This is a genomic window from Flavobacterium sp. AC274, assembly GCF_979258275.1.
The window spans coordinates 870,018-887,919 of the sequence record NZ_OZ409852.1; the positions used below are offsets into that span (position 1 = coordinate 870,018).

A 17,902-nucleotide genomic window follows, 5' to 3' on the forward strand; every position below is an offset into this window, starting at 1 on the left:
AATAAATAAAAAATGAAGTTGCCTGAATAAAACTTATAACTAACTATTAAACCACACCAAATGAAAAACACTGTAAAACGTTATCTGTTAAGCACCGCATTATGTTTTTCTTTTTTAAGTCTTTGGGCTTGCAGTTCAGATAAAGAAGAAACAAAACAAGAACAAAAAATTGTAGCTGAGGGCTTATATCCAAGTTACAATACAAACCCAATCCCTTCAGATGCAAGCGGAATGTCAAGTACAGCCGTGCAATTAGCAGCCAAAATAAAATTAGGCTGGAACATTGGGAACACGCTTGAAGCAACCGGAGGAGAAACCGCGTGGGGAAATCCTAAAGTAACCAAAGCACTTATCGACGCCGTTAAGGCAAACGGTTTTAATGCCATTCGAATTCCGTGTTCGTGGAACCAGTATTTAGAAAATTCGGCTACAGCCAAAATCAAAACAGACTGGCTAAACAGAGTAAAAGAAGTAGTGCAATATTGCGTAGATAACGATATGTATGTTGTTGTAAACATTCACTGGGACGGCGGTTGGCTGGAAAACAATATTACCGAAGCCAAAAAAGTAGAAAACAATGCCAAACAAAAAGCTTTTTGGGAACAAATTGCAACACAGTTACGTGGTTTTGATGAGCATGTACTTTTTGCCAGTGCCAATGAACCAGCTGTTGAAGATGCTGCACAAATGGCTGTTTTAACATCATATCACCAAACTTTTATTGATGCCGTTCGTTCTACCGGAGGAAAAAATGCCAATCGTGTTTTAGTAATTCAGGGACCAACAACAGACATCGAAAAAACAAACAAACTAATGCTGACATTGCCAACTGATAAAGTGGCAAACAAAATGATGGTAGAAGTACATTATTATTCACCATGGAATTTTGCCGGTCTAACCAAAGACGAAACCTGGGGAAAAATGTTCTATTATTGGGGAGAAAATTACCATTCAACAACAGATACAGAACGAAATGCAACTTGGGGAGAAGAAGCAGATTTAGAGAAAAACTTCAAATTAATGAAAACCCAATTTGTAGATAAAGGAATTCCTGTTTTATTAGGAGAATTTGGCGCCATTCGCAGAACGACTTTAACCGGCGATGCCTTAACTTTACATTTGGCTTCAAGAGCTTATTATTTAAAAACAGTTGTTAAAACTGCTAAAGCAAACGGATTATTACCTTTTTATTGGGACGAAGGAAGTTTAGGAGACAAAGGTTTCGGAATCTTTAAAAGAAGCGATAATAGCGTTTTTGATACTCAGGCTTTAACAGCTTTAAAAGAAGGATTGCAGTAAAAATTAAAATTCACCATATAAGTGATATAAGTAAATGTAAGTTTTTTATTCGGTATAACTTATATTTACTTATATCACTTATATGGTTTAAAATGCACAAAATGAAAAAATATAAAGTTTTTATCTTTTTGATATTCAGTATAATGGCAAACGCAAATGTGCGAATGCCATTGTTGTTTTCTGACGGAATGGTGTTGCAGCGCAACAAAGAAATCCCGGTTTGGGGTTGGGCAGAAGCCAATGAAAATGTCGAGGTTCGTTTTAACAAACAAACCAAAACCATTCAGGCCGATAAAGATGGAAAATGGATGATTAAACTGTCTGCCGAAAAAGAGGGCGGACCTTTTGAATTAATCATTACAGGAAAAAATAAAATTGTAATCAAAGATGTTTTGGTTGGCGAAGTCTGGATTTGCAGCGGACAATCGAACATGGAATTTCAGATGTACAAAGTCATGAACGCTGAAAAAGAAATGGCCGATTCTAATTATCCAATGATTCGCCATTTTGGAGTTGCACAAGATTTAAGCGGAAGTCCAAAAGAAGATCTAAAACAAGGAAAATGGGCAGTTGCCAATAAAGAAAACATTCGTGATTTTACAGCGGCAGGTTTCTTCTTTGCCAAAAAACTATATGCTGAATTAAAAATCCCAATCGGAATTATAAATACATCGTGGGGCGGAACCAATGTAGAAACCTGGACAAGCCACGAAGCGTTTCAAAAAAGCGATGAATTCAAAACCATGATTGCAGATGTTCCTCAGGTAGATATGGATGCCGTTTTTGAAGTGTATAAAAAATCAGTTTTAGATAATATCAAGAAAGTTCAGGGTTTTGATGTTTCTATGGAAAATGAAAACCAATTTAAAGACTTCAATTTTGAAGATAAAAACTGGCCAGAAATAAAAGTACCATCTTTATGGGAAAACCAACAAATAGGCAATATTGACGGTATAGTCTGGATGCGAAAAACAATTACGTTAACTGCAGAACAAGCAAAAAGCGAGTCCGTTTTACATCTTTCAAAAGTAGACGACGAAGATATTACCTATGTAAACGGAGTTGAAGTAGGAACCAATAAAATTTGGGAAGCATTAAGAGTTTATAAAATTCCAGCAGGAACATTAAAAGAAGGAAAAAATGTAATCGCAGTTCGCATTGCAGATTATTCAGGCGGTGGCGGCATTTACGGCGATCCTGCTGATTTAAAAATTCAATTTAAAGACAGTAATATTCCACTCGAAGGACTTTGGAAATTCAATGTCATTCAGGTAAAAATTGCTATTTCGCCAAACAGTTATCCATCATTGTTATACAATGCAATGGTCAATCCGTTAGTTCCGTATGCGTTTCAGGGTGTTTTATGGTATCAGGGCGAAGCCAATGTTTGGCGCGCAAAACAATACAAAAAAGCATTTCCGTTAATGATTCAGGATTGGAGAACAAAGTGGAAACAAGGCGATTTTCCTTTTTATTTCGTACAATTATCGACTTTCAACGAATTCAACGGAAACAGTAAAGTCGGAAGCCGTTGGGCAGAACTTCGCGAAGCACAATCCGAAACTTTAAAAGTACCCAATACAGGAATGGTCGTAACCACAGATATCGGTAACGCAAAAGACATTCACCCAACAAACAAACAAGATGTCGGATTACGTTTGGCCGCCATTGCATTAAACAATGTTTACGGCAAAAAACAAATTTACAGCGGACCAACTTTTAAATCTCAGCAAATAAAAGGCAATCAAATTATTCTGACTTTCGATAACATTGGTTCAGGATTATCGACTTTTGATAATTCAGAAACCGTAAAAGGATTCGAAATCGCTGGTGCCGACAAAGTTTTTCATTCCGCGAAAGCGATCATAAAAGGCAACACGATTATAGTTTCGAGCGACGAAGTAAAAAATCCCGTTGCCGTTCACTACGGTTGGGCAGACGACGATACGGAAATCAATCTATTCAACAAAGAAAAATTCCCCGCATCGCCTTTCAGAACCGATAATTGGGAAATGATTACAGCAAACGAAATATATAAGGTTAGTAAATAATATTTTGGTGTGACATTTGGGCGTGACCGTATTTACAAAAGGCGCTATTTAACAAACCGCTTATGTGCGCCTTTCGCAAATACGGTCGGGCTATCCGTGCTACTTCGGTAGCTAACTCCTATCCCTCACGCGCGAAACCGTTAAACGAGATATTTACCTATTTATAAGCCAAGAAATCGAATAATTCAGAAAATTGGATAGATTTGAATATCCATATTGTTAAGACGGATTGAAATCCGTCCCTACAAAATAATCCGAGCCGAAGGCTCTCTCAAAAGTTCCGGAGGAACGACCTATATTGTAGCAACGTCCCGAAGCTTCGGGATTAATCCGTTGATAAGAATGAGCATGATAACAAAGTTCCGTAGGAACGGCATATATTTAACCGAATTCAAAATCAAAAAAAGAATACATGAAATCAAGCCTCATAAAAACATTCTTCATTTTACTATTCGCCTCTTTCAGCATAAACATGACCGCACAATCCAAACATGTTTTATGGTACAATCAACCCGCAGAATTCTTTGAAGAAAGCTTGGTTTTAGGAAACGGAAAAATGGGAGCAACCGTTTTTGGCGGTGCAAATGCAGATAAAATTTATTTGAACGACGCCACACTTTGGTCTGGTGAACCCGTAAATGCCAATATGAGTCCGGAAGCGTATAAAAATATTCCGGCAATTCGTGAAGCTTTAAAAAACGAAAACTACAAACTGGCAGAGGAATTAAACAAAAAAATTCAGGGTAAAAACTCTGAATCTTTTGCGCCTTTGGGAACATTAGAAATCAATAATTCTGAGAAAGGAAAAGCTGTCAATTACCATCGTGAGCTGGATATTTCGAATGCAATATCAAAAGTAAGCTACGAAATGGCTGGCGTAAAATATACCCGTGAATATTTTGTTTCAGCACCGGATCAAGTTATGATCATCAAGTTGACAAGCGATCACAAAGGCACTTTAAATTTCGATATCAATTTAAAGAGTTTACTAAAATCAAATGTTGAAGTGAGAAATAATATTCTGGTAATGACAGGTTCTGCACCTATTCACGAAAATGCAGGATATACAGTTTTGCCAAAATATCTGGATATACAAGAAAGAGGAACAAAATTTACCACTTTAATTCAAATCAAAAAAACCGACGGAAAAATTACAAATTCAAGAGAATCTTTAAGTTTAAAAGATGCGACGGAAGCCATTATTTATGTTTCTGTTGCAACAAGTTTTAATGGTTTTGACAAAAATCCCGCAAGTGAAGGTTTAGACGATATAGCAATTGCAGTGCAAAATATGAATAAGGCATTTGCAAAACCATTCGATAAATTAAAAGAATCGCACACAACTGATTATCAAAAATTCTACAACCGTGTTGATTTAAATTTAGGCAAAACAACCGCTCCGGATTTACCAACAGACGAACGTTTATTACGCTACGCCGACGGAAAAGAAGATAAAAACCTTGAAATTCTCTATTTCAATTACGGGCGTTATTTATTAATAAGCAGTTCCAGAACTCTGGGTGTTCCGGCAAATTTACAAGGAATTTGGAATCCTCATTTAAACCCGCCGTGGAGCAGTAATTATACGATGAACATTAATCTGGAAGAAAATTACTGGCTTGCCGAAAACACCAATCTTTCAGAAATGCATTTGCCGCTTTTGTCTTTCATAAAAAACCTTTCGGTAACAGGGAAAGTTACGGCCAAAACTTTTTATGGCGTAAACAAAGGCTGGGCCGCAGCACATAATTCGGATATTTGGGCAATGACAAATCCCGTTGGACAATTTGGTAAAGAAGATCCAATGTGGGCTTGCTGGCCAATAGCGGGAGCGTGGCTGAGTACACACATTTGGGAACATTACGTTTTTACACAAGATAAAAATTACCTGAAAACAGAAGGCTATCCTTTGATGAAAGGCGCAGCAGAATTTCTTTTAGGATGGATGATAACCGATAAAAACGGAAATTTAATTACATCGCCATCCACTTCACCCGAAAATCAATACATTGCACCAGATGGTTTTGTTGGCGCAACAATGTATGGCGGAACGGCAGATTTGGCCATGATTAGAGAATGTTTTGGGAAAACAATAAAAGCTTCGAAAGTTCTAAATATTGATGCTGATTTCAGACTAAAATTAGAAACGGCGCTTTCAAAATTATATCCGTATCAAATTGGCAAAAAAGGAAATTTGCAGGAATGGTATTTTGACTGGGAAGATAAAGATCCAAAACACCGTCATCAATCGCAGTTATTCGGACTTTTTCCCGGCGATCATATTACACCGGAGAAAACGCCTGATTTAGCCGAAGCTTCGAGAAAAACTTTAGAGATAAAAGGCGATGAAACCACTGGCTGGTCAAAAGGATGGAGAATCAATCTTTGGGCAAGGCTTTGGGATGGAAACCGTGCTTATAAAATGTTTAGGGAATTATTGAGATACGTAGATCCCGACGGAAAGAAAACAGCAACTCCACGAAGAGGCGGAGGAACGTATCCGAATTTATTCGACGCGCATCCTCCATTTCAAATTGATGGGAATTTTGGTGGCGCTGCAGCCGTTGCAGAAATGCTGGTTCAGTCAAACGAAAACGAAATCCGATTATTACCCGCTTTGCCGGATGCCTGGGAAACCGGATCTGTAAAAGGGATTTGTGCCCGTGGAGGTTTTGAAATCGTAATGGAATGGGAAAATAAAATTTTAAAGAAAGTTACTGTTTCTTCTAAAATTGGAGGAAAAACAAACTTAATCAGCGGGGATAAAAAACAAAACGTCACTTTGAAAAAAGGGGAAAGTTTAGAAATAAACTGGTAGAAAGTTCTAAGCATAATCTTTATCAAACCCGACAGGTTTTAAAAACCTGTCGGGTTTACTATATTCGGGTTTGCTTTTAAATATTAAGCAAAACAACTGATTTACATTACAATAAGTTCTTAAAATTTTGTCACAAAGTTATTTTCATTAACTTTGATTAAAATATTATGATTATGACTTACAATCCAACAACAGTCGCCAATTATTTCATAGATAAATATTCCAAAACAGGAGATCTTACGCCAATGAAAATAATTAAGCTAACTTATATTGCTTATGGATGGTATTTGGCCTTAACAGATAAAAAAGAAAGATTGCTGGACGAAAGTCCTATTGCCTGGGATTTTGGGCCTGTTTTTCCATCTTTGTATTACAGCATCAAGCAATACAAGAAAGAAAAAATAACAGAGAAAATTCCGAATGCCTTAAAAGACGAAAAAATCACTAGCGAAGACGAGAAATTTTTAGATAAAATATGGGAAGTCTACGGAAGATTTGACGGTATTTATTTAAGCGCATTAACGCATAACGACGGTACGCCGTGGCGAAAAGTTTACCGCAAAGATTCTAATGCTGTTATTTCTGATGATGATATTTTTGAACATTATAAAACTAAGTTAAAACCAATTTAAGCTTATATGTCCTCCCTAAATCTTAACCAAATTTCAATTGCAAATAGTTCTTCATTAACCCCTGAAGACCTTAGCAAAGCGCGCCTGCAAAATCAGATTCTTGAAGACAGATTGGGAAGCGCAAAAGTAGGTCGTTTTTTAGAAGACACCAGACTTAGAAGGCATTTAACCTATATTTTCGCCATCATTATCTTTCTTTGGCTAGCTGCTGTAGTGTCTATTTTATATTTTAATGATAATTTACTGCATCTGAATCTTTCAGAAAATGTATTGATTACTTTATTGACAACTTCGTCTGTAAATGTAATTGGAATGATGTTGATTATTCTGAAAAATTTATTTCCGAAACATCTTAATGAAGACGAATAAAAGAATAGCTTCTTAATGAATTATTCTTGTTTTTCAGTTTCAGTTTCTTTTTCCTTTTCGGTTTCAGATGTTTTCTTAACATGATTTTCTTTAAATTCCTCGTACCATTTTTCGATAGAAGGATAAACAAAACCCGCTACTTTTTTAATGGGATTATAAAAAATAGATTTGTCTAAAGTTTCTTGTTTGGCAAAGGTATTGTCGAAATTTATTTTCTCAAACAGCGCAATTACAATACTTACAATCAGGATCGTTTTCAGGATTCTGAAAAATCCGCCGCCCAGTTTATTCAGCCAGCCCAATTGAGCAAAATCTGCAATTCCAGTTAAGGCTTTGGCCAATAAATAAACACCAATTACAACCAGAATAAATGTTAGCAGAAAAGCTGTAACCTGAATCGTATTTGGATTCCAGGAAACATGTTTTGAGATTATTTCTGTCATAAAAGAAGAAAATTTAATCGCTAAATAGATTCCGAGCAATAAAGAAATAAAAGAAGCAATTTCTACAAAAAGGCCATTTTTAATTCCTTTGTATAAACTGTAAGCCAAAAGCGCACCCAAAATCATATCTAAAACACTCATATTTTCTGTCGTTTTATTGAGGCGCAAATATAAAAGAATTATCTAGTTTTTAAGGCGCAGAGGTTCAGAGATGCAAAGGTTCAGAGGTTTTTTTTATAGCCCACAGATTATACGGATTAAACGGATTGACGCTGATTAAAATTAGTTGGCTAGTGAAGAGCTAAAGTTTTTGCGTAAATAAACCATGGATTTACGGGATGAAAAAACTAAACCTGTGTTAATCAGTAAAACCCGTTAAATCCGTGGGCAATTCTACAAAAAGTCCATTTTTAATTCCTTTGTATTTTTATAGCCCACAGATTATACGGATTTAACGGATTGACACAGATTAAAAAAGGTGTGGCTGAAAATATACTTTAAGAATAAAAAAACCTGTGTAAACCAGTTAAATCCGTATAATCCGTGGGTAATTTCTCTATACAATAAGGCAAACCGTTAATTTTAGGTCTTTGGATTTGAAGTCCGTATCTTTGCAAATCTATTTTAGAGTTGAGATTGCAGATTTTAGATTTTTAAGTCAGCAATCTAAAATCTAAAATCTAAAATCACAAATATATATGTCAAGAGATACACAATTAAAAGAGCGTTGGGAAAAGCTCGTCGATATACTTTCAAATCAATTTTCGCAAGGCGAAGATTTAGATTTAGATGCCATTATTTACCTAATCGGAGTTCAGGAATTTGGAAAGATTCATAGAGAATTCAAAAAAGATGAAAAATTAAACTTAATGCACATCGCTATTTGCCGATTATTAGAGCCTTACGGATTTTATGAATTCGAATATTTTGATGAAGACGGATGGCCACATTATAAAGTAAAAGAAGAATTACCACCGCTAAAAGCAGGCGAACAATCAGTTTTAATGAAAGAAGCGATTGTAAGTTATTTTTTAGAAAGAGAACTTATTGAATAGTTTACAGTCGCAGTATTCAGTTTTCAGTTTGTAACTGTGACTGTAAACTGAGATTGAACACTAAAAAAGAAAGAAATGTGTAGATATGCAATGGTAGCTTATAAACCTCATCATGCTTGTTTTAATTGTTGTAAAACATTTAAAAGGAGGCTTATGGGAGATATAAAAAAAGGAGAACAATCAACTTTTGAAGCTAAATGTCCGGAATGTGGTGAGTTAATGGCTAATATGGGGCTTGATTTTGAATCGCCAAAAAAGGATGATGTAAAAAAATGGGAACATATTAAAAGCTTATATTCTGTTGGAATTACTTTTCATTCTTGCGGATGCAACGGTCCGGGATATATTCCTAATTCAAAAGAAAAATTAATAGAATATTTTGAAGATTTAAAAGTAAATTATCTTAAGAATATTGATTTTTGGCGAACCAGAATAGAACCCACTACAAAAATGGAACGCGATAAGGATAACCAAAGAAACTGGGGAAAGTTAAATGCTATTTCATCAAATTTTAAAAAAGAGATTGTTAAAAATCAGGATGGAATAGATTTTTGGCTGGGCAGAGTCCGCGAAATCGAAAGCAAAATAAGTTTAATAAAATAGTTATAAATGAATATCGTAACCTGTGAAGGGAAACTTTAAATTTTAGACTTTAAACTTGAAACAAATTATGTAAATTTGTATTCTCAATTATTGAAGGAAAATGATAGACAAGATAAAACAGCATATAGAGGAAGCAAAAGCCTTTAATGATAAAAATAAAGAATCTTTAGAGCAGTTCCGAATTAAATATTTAGGTAGTAAAGGGTTATTAAAAGAACTTTTTACAGAGTTTAAAAATATTCCAAACGATCAGAAAAAAGATTTCGGACAAGTAATAAATACTTTAAAATCCGTAGCTGAAGAAAAAGTAAGAGTTATTCAGGAAGAGCTTGAAAGTAAACAAGAAGTAAAAGGGGTTTTTGGAGATTTGTCAAGATCATCAGAGCCTGTTATTATTGGTTCACGTCATCCTATTTCTATCGTAAAAAACCAAATTATAGATATTTTTGCCAACATTGGCTTCAACGTTTCCGAAGGTCCGGAAATCGAAGACGACTGGCATAACTTTACGGCATTGAACTTACCGGAATATCATCCGGCGCGTGATATGCAGGATACATTTTTCATTCAGACAAATCCTGATGTGTTGTTGCGTACGCATACATCATCTGTTCAGGTACGTTATATGGAAAATCATAAACCGCCAATTCGTACTATTTCTCCGGGGCGTGTATTTCGTAACGAAGCCATTTCGTCACGTTCGCACTGTATTTTCCATCAGGTTGAAGGTTTGTACATTGACAAAGATGTGTCGTTTGCAGATTTGAAACAAACATTACTTTATTTTACCAAAGAAATGTTCGGAAAATCAAAAATCCGTTTACGTCCGTCGTACTTTCCGTTTACGGAACCAAGTGCCGAAATTGATATTTATTGGGGACTAAAAACAGAAACGGATTATCGTATTACAAAAGGAACAGGCTGGTTAGAAATTGGAGGTTGTGGAATGGTTGACCCAAATGTTCTTAAAAATTGCGATATCAATCCAGATGAATTCAACGGTTTTGCTTTCGGAATGGGAGTAGAGCGTATTGCAATGTTATTATACCAAATTGGTGATATTCGTATGTTTTACGAAAATGACGTTCGTTTCTTAGAGCAATTCAAAGCCAATATTTAATTTTAGATATTAGATTGTAGATTTCAGATTAATTCTGAAGATATAATTCTCATTAATACAATAAACCTTTGTTGAAGTTTAGACTTTGACAAAGGTTTTAAAGCTTTAAATAAAGATGAAAAAAGATATAACAATCCCCGAAGTAGAAAACGTATTTTTAGCCGCAGTTCAGGAATGGAGCGACGATTTTATGGAGAAAGTGTGGTACGCTTATCTTGTAAACGATAGCGACTTTAATCTCGACAGCGTTATGGTAGTTTCAAAAGCATTTGGAACTATCGATGGCGAAATGAAAAAAACATCTGTTTTACGCCACGCTTTTGTTGAGGTTCCGGCTGTTTCTGTAGTAAAAATTGAAATGATCGAAAAAAGCCTTTTGGTTTTAAACAATGAATTCATGGTAACTTTCTTCATCGGAAATACTTTATACGACAAGAAATTCATTTTCAAATCTAACCTAATTAGCGAAAATAATACAGAAGAAGTGCCGATTTTGTTTGTTGAGGGAGTTATGGTGAAGTAAAGAAAATAGAGAATAGAATAAAGAAAATAGACTTTACAAAATAGTAAAAGAAAAAAGAGCCAAGACTAATTATTAGACTGCACCCAAAAGTTTAGACAAATTTATAATTAAGTTTGATAATAATGAGCTCGATATTTTATCGGGCTCATTTTATTTAAATTTGATTTAATTCTTTCATTATTGTAATAGATTATATATCTATTAATTTCTTTTTTTAATTGTTCTATTGATTTGAATTTTTGAGTATAAAACATTTCAGATTTTAATATTCCAAAGAAGTTTTCAATAATTGCATTATCCAAACAGTTTCCTTTTCTTGACATACTTTGTTTGATTCCTTTTTGTTCTAATAAATGTTGGTAATGTTTCATTTGGTATTGCCAGCCTTGGTCAGAATGAAGTATTAAATTTGTATTGTTTGGTATTTTTCTAAAGGCTTTTCTCAGCATCATAACCACTTGATTGAACACTGGTCTCTCCGTAACTTCATAGCTGATTATTTCTTGATTAAACAAGTCAATTATTGGTGATAAATATAATTTGTTTCCCCCTACGTTGAACTCTGTTATATCGGTTGCCCATTTTTGATTTGGGGCTTGTGCCCTAAAATTTCGTTCCAGTATATTTGGAGCTATTTTACCATTTTCACCTTTGTAAGATTTATATTTTTTTACTCTAATAACACTTTTCAGCCCTAATAGATTCATTAATCTGAGAACTGTTTTATGATTGATAAGCACCCCTCTGTTTTGCAGTTCATCGGTTATCCTTCTATAGCCATAGCGTCCTTTATGCTTTTGATAAATGGCTTTAATCAGTTCTTTAGTTTCTTTATATTTATCAGGTGATTTACTTTGTTTTTGATGATAATAAAAACTGCTGCGCGCCATATTTGCTAGGTCCAGAAGTAATTCCAAACCAAATTTATGCCTTAATTCGTTTATGGCTTTGGATTTTTCCTGGCTTGAATTAAGGCTTGAAGCTTTTTTAGCAATTCATTCTCACAGCGAAGTCTTTCGTTTTCTTTCAGCAGTTCTTGCTCTCTTGTAAGGAGTTTGTCTGATTTACGTTTTTTGCCTTTATTATCACTCATCGATATGGGTCTGCCTCTTTGTTTTGGTTGTAATGCTGCTAGCCCAAAGTTAGCAAAATCTTTTTTCCATTTTAAAATTATGGACATATTGGGAATATTAAATCTTATGCCAGCCTGCATCAAGGAAAGAGATTCTTTTTGTATGCTATTGAGTACTTTTAGTTTAAATTCGGCTGAATAGCTTTGATTCATTCGTGGCAATAAACCAATTTTACCATATGCCTTATAAAAACTGACCCACTTACGAATATTCCATCTTGCAGTCTGTTTTAATTTTGAAACATACCCATCTGAATAATGCTTCTTTAAAACCAATTCTACACATTCTAACTTAAATGCATAGTCATACTTTACTTTTCTTTCCATAAAAAATGCCCCAAATAGTGTCTAACTTTTTGGGACATGTTCATATTTAGATCTTGGCTCTTTTTTTATGTCATAAACAAAAGTCTATTTTCTTTATTCTATTCTCTATACTCTTTTTTCTTTAATCCAAAGACTCAGTCAGTTTCTTAAAAACCGATTTTGCATCTTTTCCTTCGTATAAAATGCTGTAAACGGCGTCGATAATAGGCGTTTTGGCGCCGTAACCCTGATTTAGTTTATAAGCACTTTTGGTGGCGTAATAACCTTCGGCAACCATACTCATTTCCATCATCGCACTTTTTACGGTGTAGCCTTTTCCAATCATGTTTCCGAACATTCTGTTTCTGGAGAATACGGAATATCCTGTAACCAATAAATCGCCTAAATAAGCCGAGTCATTAATGTTACGTTTCATTTTATGCACTTTTCTGATGAATTTCTTCATCTCACGAATTCCGTTACTCATCATTACTGATTGGAAATTATCACCATAACCTAAACCGTGCGCAATTCCGGCTGCAATGGCATAAATGTTTTTTAACATCGCTGCATATTCAGTTCCGATGATATCGTCTGAGATTTTGGCTTTAATATAATTTCCTGATAAAGATTTTGCTACAATGCTGGCTTTGTCCGGATCGCCACACGCAATGGTTAAGTACGAAAGTCTTTCTAACGCTACTTCTTCTGCGTGGCAAGGACCGGTAATAACCCCAATATTGTAATAAGGAATGTCGTATTGAATATGAAAATGTTCTCCAACAATTAAACTTGTTTCAGGAACAATTCCTTTAATAGCCGAGAAGATAATTTTATCTGCTAAAGAAACAGTAAGATTTTTTAATTCAGCATCTAAAAAAGCAGACGGAATAGCAAAAATTACATAATCTGCATATTCAACTGCTTCATTTATATTGTTGGTCAATTTAAGTTTAGTAGTGTCAAATTCGACAGAACTTAAATAGTTTGGGTTGTGTTTGTATTTTTGAATGTGCTCTATGGCAGCATCATTACGCATATACCAAGCTATTTCTGAAAGATTTACGCATAACATCTTAGCAATTGCCGTTGCCCAACTCCCTCCTCCAATTACTGCAAACTTTAATTTTTCGCTCATTATTTTAATAATTTAAAGCAAAAGTACTTAATAATGTAGTAATAATACAAAATCTGATTTAAGAAATTTAAAAACAAGGTCTGTAAACAATGGTTTTCAGCTAGTTCTAAATAATTATCAAAAATATTTTATGCTTTACACAATAATAATTTAATAGTTGCGTTATAACTCTTTATAAATTAGAATTTTAATGAGTTTAGCAAAAATTGAGTTAGTTAGTTTTGTTTTAGTATTTTAAAAAGGCGTTCCTAAATATTTTAAGAACGCCTTTTTTGATTTAAAAAATCAAAAAAAATCCAATATTTTAAAATTCCAAAATCCAAACGTTAGAATTTAAATTCCAAAAATAAATTCCAAATCCCAATAACTATGTGTGCAATTGGAATTTGGAATTTAAAAATTTTGGAATTTTATTCCTTAATAACTAAGTTCAACAATCGATTTTACTTTATCTAAAGTTACCAATTGGTTTTCGCCAAGACCTTTCCAGCCTCTTTCATCAAAACGTTTTACAATAAAATCTGCTGTGTTGGTGTAATCATCTGTATATTGAGACAGTTTAGTATCCATTCCCATGGTGTGGAAAAATTCAACTGTTTTATTGATCGCTTCTTTGGCAACTTCGTCATCAGAACCTGTTAAGTTGAAGATTCTTCTTCCGTATTGTGCCAGTTTTCCTTTTTTGGTTTCAAACATTACATTGTATAAACTTGGGCCTATAATCGCCAAAGTACGTGCGTGGTCGATTCCGTATAATGCTGTTAATTCGTGACCAATCATGTGTGTTGCCCAATCAGAAGGAACTCCTTTTTGAATCAATCCGTTCAAAGCCATCGTACAGCTCCACATAAAGTTGGATGCCAATGCATAATCCGTTGGGTTTTCTACCACTTTTGGACCCACTTCAATTAACGTTTGTAAAATTCCTTCGGCGATTCTGTCTTGTAAAAAACCTTCGTGCGGATACGTTAAATATTGCTCCATTACGTGGGTATAAGCATCTACAACACCATTTTGCAATTGTCTTTTTGGCAACGATTCAATTACGGTTGGATCACAAATAGAGAATTTAGGAAACAAAGCACTTCCGCCAGAAGCTAATTTTTCCTGAGTAGCTTTAATCGTTACGACATATCCGGAATTCATTTCGCTTCCTGTTGCGGGCAAAGTCAAAATAGTTCCAAAAGGCACTGCATTTTCTTTAATCAACAAACGTTTTTGTAAAATATCAAGAGGATTTCCGTCAAAATTTACGGCTGCCGAAATAAATTTCACGCCATCAATAACAGATCCGCCACCAACAGCCAGAATAAAATCGATTTTTTCTGCTTTGATAACTTCAACCGCTTTCATCAACGTTTCAAAATGCGGATTTGGCTCAATTCCTCCAAATTCAACAATATCAAAACCTTTTAAATTCTTGATTACTTGTTCGTGAATTCCGTTTTTAAAAATACTTCCACCGCCGTACGCCAAAAGAATTTTAGCATCTTTTGGAACTAAAGTCGAAAGTTTTTCAATTTGTCCTTTTCCGAAAATTAGATTTGTCGGATTATATAATTCAAAGTTTAGCATTTTTTTTGAGTTTCTGAGATGCTAAGTTGCTAAGGTTCTAAGTTTTTTAATCTTAGCAACGTAGATCTTTTATTAATAATTTCTGATATACTAAGTGTCTAAGTTTTCTAAAGATTTCCAAAATCTTAGTAACTTAGAATCTTAGCAACTTAGAACCTTTTTATTTTAATTTTTCAAGTAATTTACCAGCGACCAATTTAGACGAAGCCGGGTTTTGTCCTGTAATTAAAAGACCATCTTCTACAGAATAAGGAGCCCAATTTGGTCCTTTTGAGAATTTTGCTCCATTTTGAGTTAAAGCATCTTCTAATAAAAACGGAACCACTTTGGTTAAACCAACAGCTTCTTCCTCTTCGTTTGTAAAACCGGTTACTTTTTTACCTTTTACTAAATAATCACCTTTTACTTTTACATTTTTCAAAACAGCTGGTGCGTGACAAACAAATGCAACCGGTTTATTATGAGTATAAAAAGATTCGATTAAGGCGATTGAATTTTTATCTTCAACTAAATCCCAAAGCGGACCGTGACCTCCAGGATAAAATACCGCATCGTAATCTCTTTGGTTAATAGTCGAAAGCTTATGAGTGTTTTTTAATTTTTCCTGTAATGTTTTATCAGCGTCAAAACGTTTTGTGTCTTCTGTTGCTGATGATGGATCTGCACTTTTAGGGTCAATTGGCGGCTGGCCTCCAAGTGGTGATGCAATGGTAATTTCTACACCTTTATCTAATAGTTCATAATAAGGAGCAGCAAATTCTTCTGACCAGAATCCGGTTTTTTCCCCTGTATTGCCCAGTTTGTCGTTACTGGTGACAACAAATAATACTTTTTTCATCTTTTTTGTTTTTTGAGCTGTTGCCGAAAAGCCAGCTGTTAATACGATTATTGCGATTAATGCGATTTTTTTCATGTCTTATTATCAATGTTTAAATTTTGATCAAATTTACGGTTTATGTGATATTAGTAAAAATAAAATAAACTATGTTTGTTATAAATAAAGTTATATCATGGTAAATTTGGAATGGTACAGAACTTTTAAGTCTGTATATAAAAATGGAAATTTTTCTGTCGCTTCAAAAGAGTTGTTTATGAGCCAACCCGCGGTTAGTCAGCAAATAGCTATGTTAGAGGCACATGTTGGTTATAAGTTGTTTAACCGAAAATCAAAAGGCGTAGAACCAACAGAGTACGCTAAGTTACTGAATAATTTAATTATTGACGCGCTCGACAGATTAGAAACTGTTGAAAACGGATTCAGGGCAAAAGCAGAAGATTCTGTCCGGTTAATTTCTGTTGGTGTTTCAAAAGATTTATTCAACAGCTGTGGAAGTATTTTGATCTCTAAATTTGATTTTATCGATTTTACTTTTGCCGAAGATGATGCGCTTTTTGCACTTGTGGATGCTAAAAAACTTGATTTTGCCATTACAACAAAAAGATATGATACATTCGATACTATTTATGAAATCGTAGGCAAAATTAAACTGATCATGGTCGCGCCAATGAATTTAAATATCGAAGAATTCCGCCAGAAATTAAAAGCAGATAATTATACAGAAACTGAAAAATGGCTTAACAACCAAAAATGGTACAGTCATGATGCAAGAATTCCGCATATCAAGTTATTCTGGTTGCACGCTTTCAGTAAAAAAAGGCCTTCGATGGTGCCTAATTATATCATTCCATCAGAATCTGAAATGTTGGAAATGCTGTCCAAAAATTCGGGACTTGCGATAACCTGGAATTGTAATGCGAGAAAATATATTAAAGAAAACAAATTGCAACTGGTATGGAATAGTTTTCACGTTCCTGAGGAATTTGTATACTTATTGACCGCTAAAAACAATAATTTAAATTCTTTTTTTGACGCTATTTCTAAAGAATTAAAATTATTTTTGGGCAATAGGTTGTAATTTTTTTCGCCACGAATTATTTTTTTTCGCCACGAATTTCACGAATTAACACGAATTTTTTGTTCACTATGAGATCAAAAACTAATTCGTGAAAATTCGTGAAATTTGTGGCAAACTTCTTCGCAAGCATAAAAAACACTACAGATTAAAATTCGTGGCAAACTTTTTCGTTTTAGTATAACAACGGGAAACTTCAATAGTTATATTTGTTGTTAATGTGTTTGAGTTATGGAAAATCTTCAAAATATTAGAATCGCAGTTGATGCCATTGTTTTTGGATATAAAAACAACAGTTTATATGTGCTTTTAATAGAACAAAAATTTGGTACTGCCGAAAAATATTGGGCGCTTCCTGGCGGTTTGGTAAAAAATGATGAATCGTTGAGCAACGCTGTAATTAGAGAATTGCATGAAGAAACCAATGTGCAATTAAAGTTTATGGAACAGCTTTACACCTTTGGAGATGATATTTTCAGGGATTCCAGAAACCGTGTTATTTCTGTCGCTTATTATGCTTTGGTCGATGCTTCCAATCTCGAAATTAAAGCAGATACAGATGCCGATAAAGTACAATGGTACAAAATAGACGAAATTCCTTCTTTGGCATTCGACCATAATTTAATTATCAAAAAAGCGATTTCAAGATTAAAGGCCAAACTTACTTACGAGCCTGTTGGGTTTGATTTACTTCCCGAAGAATTTCTATTTTCTGATCTTGAAAATTTGTACTGCACGATTTTAGAGAAAGAAATTGACCGCAGAAATTTCAGAAAAAAATATTGAGTTATGGATTTTTAGAAGAAACAGACAAATTTTCGCCCATAAAAAGTGGTCGTCCGGCAAAATTATTTAAGTTTAATAAACTGAAATATAATGATTTGATAGAAAGAGGCTTCCATTTTGAAATAAAATTTGCTTAAAC

General features: G+C 34.3%; 16 protein-coding genes and 1 pseudogene. 11 read left to right on the plus strand and 6 right to left on the minus strand.

All coding sequences use genetic code 11. The features are described 5' to 3' along the window. Window positions 1-60: 60 nt before the first annotated feature. From ACZZZT_RS03875 to ACZZZT_RS03895, 5 genes are all read left to right on the plus strand, one after another. Window positions 61-1,299, plus strand: coding sequence for a glycoside hydrolase family 5 protein (locus ACZZZT_RS03875; RefSeq protein ID WP_463459469.1), 1,239 nt, complete (start codon window positions 61-63; stop codon window positions 1,297-1,299). Between the two features lie 101 nt (window positions 1,300-1,400). Further along, complete coding sequence (locus ACZZZT_RS03880; protein ID WP_463459470.1) at window positions 1,401-3,350, plus strand: sialate O-acetylesterase; 1,950 nt, start codon at window positions 1,401-1,403, stop codon at window positions 3,348-3,350. A 412-nt stretch (window positions 3,351-3,762) separates the two neighbouring features. Further along, window positions 3,763-6,168 (plus strand): glycoside hydrolase family 95 protein, encoded by a 2,406-nt coding sequence (locus tag ACZZZT_RS03885; RefSeq protein ID WP_463459471.1) that lies wholly within the window; start codon window positions 3,763-3,765, stop codon window positions 6,166-6,168. Between the two features lie 173 nt (window positions 6,169-6,341). After that, window positions 6,342-6,800, plus strand: a complete 459-nt coding sequence (locus ACZZZT_RS03890; protein WP_042562974.1) for a Panacea domain-containing protein — start codon at window positions 6,342-6,344, stop codon at window positions 6,798-6,800. Between the two features lie 6 nt (window positions 6,801-6,806). Continuing rightward, window positions 6,807-7,169, plus strand: coding sequence for a hypothetical protein (locus ACZZZT_RS03895; protein ID WP_463459472.1), 363 nt, complete (start codon window positions 6,807-6,809; stop codon window positions 7,167-7,169). A gap of 20 nt (window positions 7,170-7,189) precedes the next feature. Here ACZZZT_RS03895 and ACZZZT_RS03900 read toward each other — a convergent pair whose 3' ends face one another. Further along, window positions 7,190-7,753, minus strand: coding sequence for a CvpA family protein (locus ACZZZT_RS03900; protein ID WP_463459473.1), 564 nt, complete (start codon window positions 7,751-7,753; stop codon window positions 7,190-7,192). Between the two features lie 557 nt (window positions 7,754-8,310). Here ACZZZT_RS03900 and ACZZZT_RS03905 point away from each other — a divergent pair. The 4 genes from ACZZZT_RS03905 (at window position 8,311) to ACZZZT_RS03920 (ending at window position 10,913) form a co-directional block, all read left to right on the plus strand. Continuing rightward, on the plus strand, window positions 8,311-8,667 hold the full coding sequence (locus tag ACZZZT_RS03905) for a hypothetical protein (RefSeq protein ID WP_073397424.1): 357 nt from the start codon (window positions 8,311-8,313) through the stop codon (window positions 8,665-8,667). A gap of 153 nt (window positions 8,668-8,820) precedes the next feature. Next, the gene (locus ACZZZT_RS03910; RefSeq protein WP_463459474.1) at window positions 8,821-9,270 is read left to right on the plus strand and encodes a hypothetical protein; all 450 of its coding nucleotides are present in this window, start codon (window positions 8,821-8,823) and stop codon (window positions 9,268-9,270) included. A 100-nt stretch (window positions 9,271-9,370) separates the two neighbouring features. Beyond that, window positions 9,371-10,390, plus strand: coding sequence for a phenylalanine--tRNA ligase subunit alpha (locus ACZZZT_RS03915; RefSeq protein ID WP_042562935.1), 1,020 nt, complete (start codon window positions 9,371-9,373; stop codon window positions 10,388-10,390). A 115-nt stretch (window positions 10,391-10,505) separates the two neighbouring features. Continuing rightward, a complete protein-coding gene (locus ACZZZT_RS03920; RefSeq protein WP_042562934.1) occupies window positions 10,506-10,913 on the plus strand; it encodes a hypothetical protein in 408 nt (135 codons plus the stop codon). A gap of 107 nt (window positions 10,914-11,020) precedes the next feature. Here ACZZZT_RS03920 and ACZZZT_RS03925 read toward each other — a convergent pair whose 3' ends face one another. From ACZZZT_RS03925 to ACZZZT_RS03945, 5 genes are all read right to left on the minus strand, one after another. Next, window positions 11,021-11,908 carry an IS3 family transposase gene (locus tag ACZZZT_RS03925; protein ID WP_463462377.1) on the minus strand — a complete coding sequence of 296 codons (888 nt, stop codon included), beginning with the start codon at window positions 11,906-11,908 and terminating at the stop codon, window positions 11,021-11,023. Further along, window positions 11,854-12,372: a transposase gene (locus ACZZZT_RS03930; protein ID WP_463459475.1), complete on the minus strand. Its 519-nt coding sequence runs from the start codon at window positions 12,370-12,372 to the stop codon at window positions 11,854-11,856. The genes ACZZZT_RS03925 and ACZZZT_RS03930 overlap by 55 nt, the downstream gene beginning before the upstream one ends. Window positions 12,373-12,493: 121 nt before the next feature. Beyond that, window positions 12,494-13,489, minus strand: a complete 996-nt coding sequence (locus ACZZZT_RS03935; protein WP_463459476.1) for an NAD(P)H-dependent glycerol-3-phosphate dehydrogenase — start codon at window positions 13,487-13,489, stop codon at window positions 12,494-12,496. A 417-nt stretch (window positions 13,490-13,906) separates the two neighbouring features. Continuing rightward, window positions 13,907-15,064, minus strand: coding sequence for an iron-containing alcohol dehydrogenase (locus ACZZZT_RS03940; RefSeq protein ID WP_463459477.1), 1,158 nt, complete (start codon window positions 15,062-15,064; stop codon window positions 13,907-13,909). 160 nt (window positions 15,065-15,224) lie between these two features. Further along, complete coding sequence (locus tag ACZZZT_RS03945) at window positions 15,225-15,977, minus strand: type 1 glutamine amidotransferase domain-containing protein (protein WP_463459478.1); 753 nt, start codon at window positions 15,975-15,977, stop codon at window positions 15,225-15,227. A gap of 97 nt (window positions 15,978-16,074) precedes the next feature. On the opposite strand from ACZZZT_RS03945, the gene ACZZZT_RS03950 reads away from it, so the two are divergent. After that, window positions 16,075-16,980: a LysR family transcriptional regulator gene (locus ACZZZT_RS03950; protein WP_463459479.1), complete on the plus strand. Its 906-nt coding sequence runs from the start codon at window positions 16,075-16,077 to the stop codon at window positions 16,978-16,980. Between the two features lie 300 nt (window positions 16,981-17,280). Continuing rightward, window positions 17,281-17,900: pseudogene (locus ACZZZT_RS03955) on the plus strand (NUDIX hydrolase). Window positions 17,901-17,902: the final 2 nt, after the last annotated feature.

Coding starts and splice junctions, on each gene's coding strand:
- ACZZZT_RS03875 (WP_463459469.1), top strand. CDS start 61: ATGAAAAACACTGTAAAACGTTATCTGTTAAGCACCGCATTATGTTTT.
- ACZZZT_RS03880 (WP_463459470.1), top strand. CDS start 1,401: ATGAAAAAATATAAAGTTTTTATCTTTTTGATATTCAGTATAATGGCA.
- ACZZZT_RS03885 (WP_463459471.1), top strand. CDS start 3,763: ATGAAATCAAGCCTCATAAAAACATTCTTCATTTTACTATTCGCCTCT.
- ACZZZT_RS03890 (WP_042562974.1), top strand. CDS start 6,342: ATGACTTACAATCCAACAACAGTCGCCAATTATTTCATAGATAAATAT.
- ACZZZT_RS03895 (WP_463459472.1), top strand. CDS start 6,807: ATGTCCTCCCTAAATCTTAACCAAATTTCAATTGCAAATAGTTCTTCA.
- ACZZZT_RS03900 (WP_463459473.1), bottom strand. CDS start 7,753: ATGAGTGTTTTAGATATGATTTTGGGTGCGCTTTTGGCTTACAGTTTA.
- ACZZZT_RS03905 (WP_073397424.1), top strand. CDS start 8,311: ATGTCAAGAGATACACAATTAAAAGAGCGTTGGGAAAAGCTCGTCGAT.
- ACZZZT_RS03910 (WP_463459474.1), top strand. CDS start 8,821: ATGGGAGATATAAAAAAAGGAGAACAATCAACTTTTGAAGCTAAATGT.
- ACZZZT_RS03915 (WP_042562935.1), top strand. CDS start 9,371: ATGATAGACAAGATAAAACAGCATATAGAGGAAGCAAAAGCCTTTAAT.
- ACZZZT_RS03920 (WP_042562934.1), top strand. CDS start 10,506: ATGAAAAAAGATATAACAATCCCCGAAGTAGAAAACGTATTTTTAGCC.
- ACZZZT_RS03930 (WP_463459475.1), bottom strand. CDS start 12,372: ATGGAAAGAAAAGTAAAGTATGACTATGCATTTAAGTTAGAATGTGTA.
- ACZZZT_RS03935 (WP_463459476.1), bottom strand. CDS start 13,489: ATGAGCGAAAAATTAAAGTTTGCAGTAATTGGAGGAGGGAGTTGGGCA.
- ACZZZT_RS03940 (WP_463459477.1), bottom strand. CDS start 15,064: ATGCTAAACTTTGAATTATATAATCCGACAAATCTAATTTTCGGAAAA.
- ACZZZT_RS03945 (WP_463459478.1), bottom strand. CDS start 15,977: ATGAAAAAAATCGCATTAATCGCAATAATCGTATTAACAGCTGGCTTT.
- ACZZZT_RS03950 (WP_463459479.1), top strand. CDS start 16,075: ATGGTAAATTTGGAATGGTACAGAACTTTTAAGTCTGTATATAAAAAT.